General features: G+C 60.8%; 5 protein-coding genes. 3 read left to right on the forward strand and 2 right to left on the reverse strand.

What is annotated here, in order from left to right; translation table 11 throughout:
* From VLJ37_12295 to VLJ37_12305, 3 genes are all read left to right on the forward strand, one after another.
* The coding region (locus VLJ37_12295) for a hypothetical protein (protein HSA60451.1) at nucleotides 1–1,172 on the forward strand (1,172 nt) is incomplete at its 5' end.
* Nucleotides 1,173–1,346: 174 nt separating this feature from the next.
* Nucleotides 1,347–2,087 carry a hypothetical protein gene (locus tag VLJ37_12300; GenBank protein ID HSA60452.1) on the forward strand — a complete coding sequence of 247 codons (741 nt, stop codon included), beginning with the start codon at nucleotides 1,347–1,349 and terminating at the stop codon, nucleotides 2,085–2,087.
* A gap of 79 nt (nucleotides 2,088–2,166) precedes the next feature.
* Nucleotides 2,167–2,988 (forward strand): hypothetical protein, encoded by an 822-nt coding sequence (locus VLJ37_12305; GenBank protein ID HSA60453.1) that lies wholly within the window; start codon nucleotides 2,167–2,169, stop codon nucleotides 2,986–2,988.
* A gap of 41 nt (nucleotides 2,989–3,029) precedes the next feature.
* Here VLJ37_12305 and VLJ37_12310 read toward each other — a convergent pair whose 3' ends face one another.
* Nucleotides 3,030–3,635, reverse strand: coding sequence for a hypothetical protein (locus VLJ37_12310; protein ID HSA60454.1), 606 nt, complete (start codon nucleotides 3,633–3,635; stop codon nucleotides 3,030–3,032).
* A gap of 16 nt (nucleotides 3,636–3,651) precedes the next feature.
* Complete coding sequence (locus VLJ37_12315) at nucleotides 3,652–5,463, reverse strand: hypothetical protein (protein ID HSA60455.1); 1,812 nt, start codon at nucleotides 5,461–5,463, stop codon at nucleotides 3,652–3,654.
* Between the last annotated feature and the right edge of the window lie 472 nt (nucleotides 5,464–5,935).

Here is a 5,935-nt window from a genome sequence, read left to right on the forward strand (position 1 = left end):
TCGTCGCAGGAACGATCTGCGTGAAGGTCGACGATCCGGCCCAGAACGAATTCGCGCTGGAGCAGCTGGACGACGAGTGCCCTTTGAAGGACGAGAAAAAATGCGAAAAGGTGGCCGATACGATCGAGAAGTCGAGGCAGGAAAGCGATGTCGGCAAGGAGCTGTTGATCACCTGCCTCCTCGGTTTCGGCATTCTCGCCCCGCTGGGGAGCATGGCGCTCCAGATGATCGTCGATTTCATCAAACGGAAGGGCAAGGGGGGCCCCAATGACGATGATCCCAACAAACCGACTTCCCCCGGTGGAGGGGATGGAAAATCCACCACGAAGTCGACACCGGTAGAATCCCCAACCGTTGATGTCTCGGCTTCGCCCGGTGCTGGTAATGGGAATGTGAATTCCGATTCCCCGTCGGGCGATCTGTCCTTCTTAACCTGGGGCCCGGATGGTTATGATCCGTCTTTGTATGACAAGATGGTGAATGTCGATGATCCCGCTCTGGACGATACCGCCATTCGGGATTACTGCGGGAATGTGACTTTCGCCAGTGCAACGTGCTCGGAAACGGTACCGGATGCGCGAAATTCCTATCCTCGTCGCTTTTGGACCAAGCACTATCGGCGCGATTCCGATGGATGGCGTTTGGATCGCATCACGAAAGCGACCGACGGCGAAGTTGAATCCTGGGGGATGAGGGAGGATGATCGCACTCGGGAAGTCGCCAGAAACGAATCGGATCAGAAATGGTCTGAGAGATTGCGCATGCCGCTCGAAAAGTGGACGTCACTCGACCCGATGGAACAATTTGTTCTCGTTAAGCGCACGCTCGAACATGAAAAACTGGCGAGGGATCTCGAGAGGGTTAGGGAACTGCATTCGGTGGAATTCTTGTATGACTTGGCGATTCTTGCCGGGGCCGCGGCGCCGTTCGCCATTCCTGAGTTGGTCGCGAGCGGAGGCGTCATGGCGGCGACCGCCGGCGGGACAACGGCGACCGTGACCGGCACGACCGCCGGATCAACCGCTGTGTTAACGACGACGTCTTTACCGGCCTGGGCGGCCGGGGGCTTTACGGTCGCCAATGAAGTGCTCCCTGTGGCTGCCGCAGCGGGCGTTGGCGGCCTCGTCGTCCCGCAAGTCCTTTCGAGCTCGGACGATGCCCCTGGAGACTAGACCCTCGAGCGGTTTGCTGTTGAATCAAATCAGAAACTGCAAAAACTTCAGCAATCATATTCAAAATATGCGGATCGCTAAGACAGTATTCTATAAATAGTAGTAATATTATATACTTAGTTATTAGCTCCGATTGGCATTCTCTTTGCTATTGAAAGGGGCAAGGAGGGTGCGGTGCTCGATCAAAAAAGGGTCTTGGAGTCCTTTCGGACCGCCTTGGCGGAGCTGAAAGAGGCCAATCGCCAAGGAGACGTCAGTCTCACCCTGATCGCCGACCTCGCGCGGGAGGTCTTTTGCCGGAACCTGCCGGTCGGCGTGAAGAAGCCCTCGATCTGGACCTTCCGGGCGCGTCTTTTAGGCCGCCGCGTCGATGCGGAGATCCTGTCGCTGATCGAAGGGCACCGGATCCCAAAGCTCGCCCGGATCGACCGGTCCAAGATGATCGAGGCCTTCGAGCGCGCGATCGAGGAAGACGAGGCCGAATCCGGCCGGTCGCCCCGGCCCCGGACGATCGCGGTGCGCGCCCACCGCCTTTTCTGCGAAGACCTTCCGTCCGGAACCAAGCCGCCCGCCCTCGTCAGTTTCACCCAGCGGGTGACGGGGAAGACCGCCGACCCCGTCATCCTCTCCCTCCTCGAGAAGGCGGGCATCGACAGGGTCCCTCACGCCAGCTTATGCCGCGAGCGCCTCAGGCAGGCCTTTGACGAATGCATCAAACGGCTGGAATCCCGCATTCTGAAGGGCGTCGCGCGCCCCTTGCATGTGGCGGACTCGGCCCACCGGATCTACACGGACCGGTCGCCGGCCTCGGAGCCCAAACCCTCGCTGTTGACCTTCCGCCGCCTCGTTTACGGGCAGGGGGCGGACCCGGAGATCGCTTCGCTCCTGCAGCCGCACTTTCATCACAAGAAATAATCGAATATCCATTCTTAACAATCTCCGATCCCGCCTGATCCCAAAACAACATCCTCCTCCTTTCGTCGATAACGTCATCATGCAAATCGGCGCCGGTCTCCCGGTTTCCTCGCCTCTCTTGCAGATCTTCGCCGGCGGTCTGTCGCTGGCCGTCGTCGATCCCGCGCTGGACGTCTATATCGGCACCCATCCGCCCGAGTCCCTCGAGAGGACGGCCTTCGTGCGTTTCAGCCATCCGCAACCGTTCGGGGCGCGGTTGCATCAACAGAGAGGGATCTGGTTCGTCAATTCCGATCCCGGCCCGGTCACCTTGGTCGACGGCGAAGGCCGGAGGCAGTTTGTCCCTGCCTACAATGATGGTCCGGCCAACGGGGGAGACGCGGGGCCCATTTCGATCGCGTTGTTGGCGCCCGGTCTCAGCCGGCTGATCTTCGGCGGGAGTGAAGAGGTGTTTCTGTGGGTGCCGGGGCGAAATGTGAACCTGCTATCCGCCGGGAGCATGATCGACTTTGTTTCCGACCACGAGAGGGGCTTGAGGAAGGCGGCGGAGGAGATGAGACGCCAGGCGCGCGAGGAAAGGAAGATCATGGAGATCAGCCTGCCGACGACGGAGACGGAGCAGGAACGGGCGGACAGGCAAGAGTGGGAGAGGGTCTCCGAGGAACTGCGCGACCTCGAATCCGCGCATGCATCCGAACAGCCGGGTATCATTTCGAATCTCCTCTGGCGGGCCGTTCGCATGGCCCGCCAGAGGAAAAATGGCCTGGGGACTAAAATGGGATATGCCACGCCGTTTTACGAAGAAGACATGGTTGAAGCCTTCGGCCAGGTTCCAAAATTCCAACCGCTGACGGATGACGAGTACGCCTGGGCGCTGGCTTACGCGAGGAGCAGGAGCTGACGACCGCGTGCCCGCGCCGGTCATAGGTCGCTATTGCGCAATCATTTTTTCAGGTCGGGTGAGTCCGAAACGTCGGGCTTCAGACAAACCATGCCGGGGGTCTGCAGACACTTCTCGTAGAGGGCATGGGCGTCGGCGACGTATTTCCGCTTTGCCTCTTCTTGCGCGTCCGGGGCCGCCGGCGGATTCGACTTGGGTTGGGGCTCGGGTGCCTGGGAGTTCGTTTTCGGTTGAGGCTCCGCCGCGGGGGCGGCGGATTGCGGCTGCGTCTGCGGGTCGGGCTGTGTCTCGGGCGCTGAAGCTTCCGGCGGGGCCGGGGCCTTCGAGTCCTCGGTCTCAGTCTTGGGAGCGGAGGATTCGGCGGACGCGGCCACACCGGCGGCCACGCCGATGCCGAACGCCGCGAGGCCCGCGGCCACGCCGCCGAGGATCGCTCCCGTGTTGTCCGGTTGTTCCGCGTGATCGACGTTCTGCGGCTGCGCCGGCTCCGCCGCCCGCTCGGCCGCCCGGGCGGCGATCATCGCCATGATCATCTTGGAGGCGTCGCTGCCCTGGGCGCCGGCCGCCGGAGAACCGAAGGCCATGGGGCCCATGGGCATGTCGGGGATTTGGATGTCTTCGAGGGCGTAAGGGTTGATCGTCGGCATCGTGGCTCCCTTCCGCTTATTGAGCGGGCAGGCTCCAGGTGAATGTCCCCCCGTCGATCGCCTGGCCGTCGTACGAGACGCCCCAGAACCGGCAGGTGAGGGGATTGGAGCGGTCGACCGGCTGGCTGAAGTCGCCATAGTTAATGATGACGTAGGGATTGAGACGTCCCTCCTTCGACTCCTCATACCCGAACCCCGGGTGGAGGATCATGTACGAGGCCGGTCCGGCGGACGACCAGCAAGCGCCTCCCACGTCCTTGATGTGGTGGGAGGTGATCTTCATCTCATTTCCATTGAGCTTGAGGGGCAACGGTATTCCATTCACTTCGCCCATGACGTAGCTGACGACCGGATTCATTTGGTCCAAGCGGAAGGACGGTTGGTAGGGCAGGGCCGTGGACGCGCTGTTGAACTTCTTGCCGTCGACGATCGCACGAGCGCGCCAGCGGTAGTGTTTGTGGCTGCGGAGGACATTCGTGAACGTCACCTCGCCTTCACCGACCGCCGCGCCGAGCGCTTGGGTCCCGGAGGTCTCGTACATCTCGATCGTCTTGGTCTTGGGCAGGCCGTCCCCGGTCTTGCCGTCGGGCAGGATGAGGTCGTCGTTTTGCTGCAGGTGGACCCACTCGATCCCGGCGGTCGTCGGCCCCGAGAACAAGGCCTCGCCCGTGCCGAGCCGGGTGACGGTGAGGGACCGGGAGGCCCGGGCGTCGATCTTGACCGTTCCCTCGCAGTCGTTCTCGCCCGCGCATCCGTCCTTGCCCTGGAAACCGTAGGGGGAGCTGACCGTGACCACCGGATCGCCGGCCACGATCGTGAATCGATCCGAATCCGAGTTGCCGTTTCCGATGCCCTGGGCCGTAAAGGGAATGCCGCCGAACCCGTTTCTCATCTCCCGGACGACTGCGTGCGTCTCGATGGGGCAGTCCGCCACCAGGATGCCGCGCCCGCGGTCCCGGTCGTTGTAATTGGATCCGCCGTCGTTCTTGACGCAGCCGGCAGGAGGATCCATCCCGCGGACGGCGAAGAGATAATTCAACGTAAAACGGACCTTTCCTTCTGGCGAGATGCCCGCCGACGCGCTCTCGATGGAGGCCGTCGGGACGGTGACCGCCGACGAAGCCACGCAGTCGGTCCCCTCGGCGGTCTTGGCGCAGAGGCGGTAGACGGCGTCTTTCGTCAGGGTGCGCGTGTAGAAGGATCCCGAAGAAATCTTGGGATCCAGATCGATCCGGCAGGAGGGCGCGCCCGGGGAGGCCGTGTAACCTTCGCAGATCGACTCGTCGCAGAGCTGGGCGCTGTCGAGGTAAGGGAGCAGGGCGTCGTGGGCCGGCGTCCCGTCATTCAGCTCATAGCCCAGGTTCGCGCCTTCCTTCGAATTGACCAGGAGGTGCCGGACGCCGATCGTTCCGCACGGGTCGTCCGAGGCCGCGTCCGCCGTGTCCCGGTTGAAGCCGTCCGACCAGAGATAAACTTCCTCGACCGGGCCGGTGGCGGCCCATGAAAGTTTGACCAGTCCGAGGCGCGTGTCGAACTTCTTCTCGGCGTCGATGTTGAGGGAAAAGGCGGCAGGTTCGGCCGCGGGGGCGGTCACCTCGGGCATCGGGGCGGGCGCGACGTCCGGCGCCGGGGCTGAAGGCGAATTCGGGAGGATGACCTCGTCGCCTTGGGGGACGGGAGCCTCTTCCGGGTCCTGCGGCGTGACCGACGCATCCTGCCCGACGTCTTGGCGGCCCTTGTCCTTCACACCCATGAACTCAAGGCCCCCCCCGCAAGCGGACAGGGCCAGAATGGTGAGGACGGCCACCGGCAATTGAAATCTCTTCATAACGGATACCCCCTGATGGATATTTCATGAGCAATTGCTGTGCCATCTAAAAAAGTAAATAATAATAGATAGTTAATGATTTAGACCTATTTGACCAATCAAATTGAAGTATAAATATTTCAACAAAAGTTCAAAACTTAAACCGTCTCCGGATTTGTTTCGAGGAAAGCGCCCTGGGACCTGCCCTCTAACTTATCGATGGTCTCGATTCGTTGATGGTGCAAAAACTGCAAAATTTATAATTATTTAAATAGGATTATTGGATTTCATTGAAAAATCAGGTGGCACGAAAATTGCTCTTTCATCCAGTATGACAAATCTTGAGGCACCTAATCTCTTCAATTATCTCGATTACCGCCACTTTCTCCGCGACTGGCTGCAGTCGGCGAAGAAAAACTACGGCTTTTCCTACCGGTTCTTTTCCAAACGCGCGGGGCTCAAGTCCCCCAGCCTCTACAAGATGGTCATGGAC

The organism is bacterium (genome assembly GCA_035454885.1).
Lineage (GTDB): Bacteria > UBA10199 > UBA10199 > JACPAL01.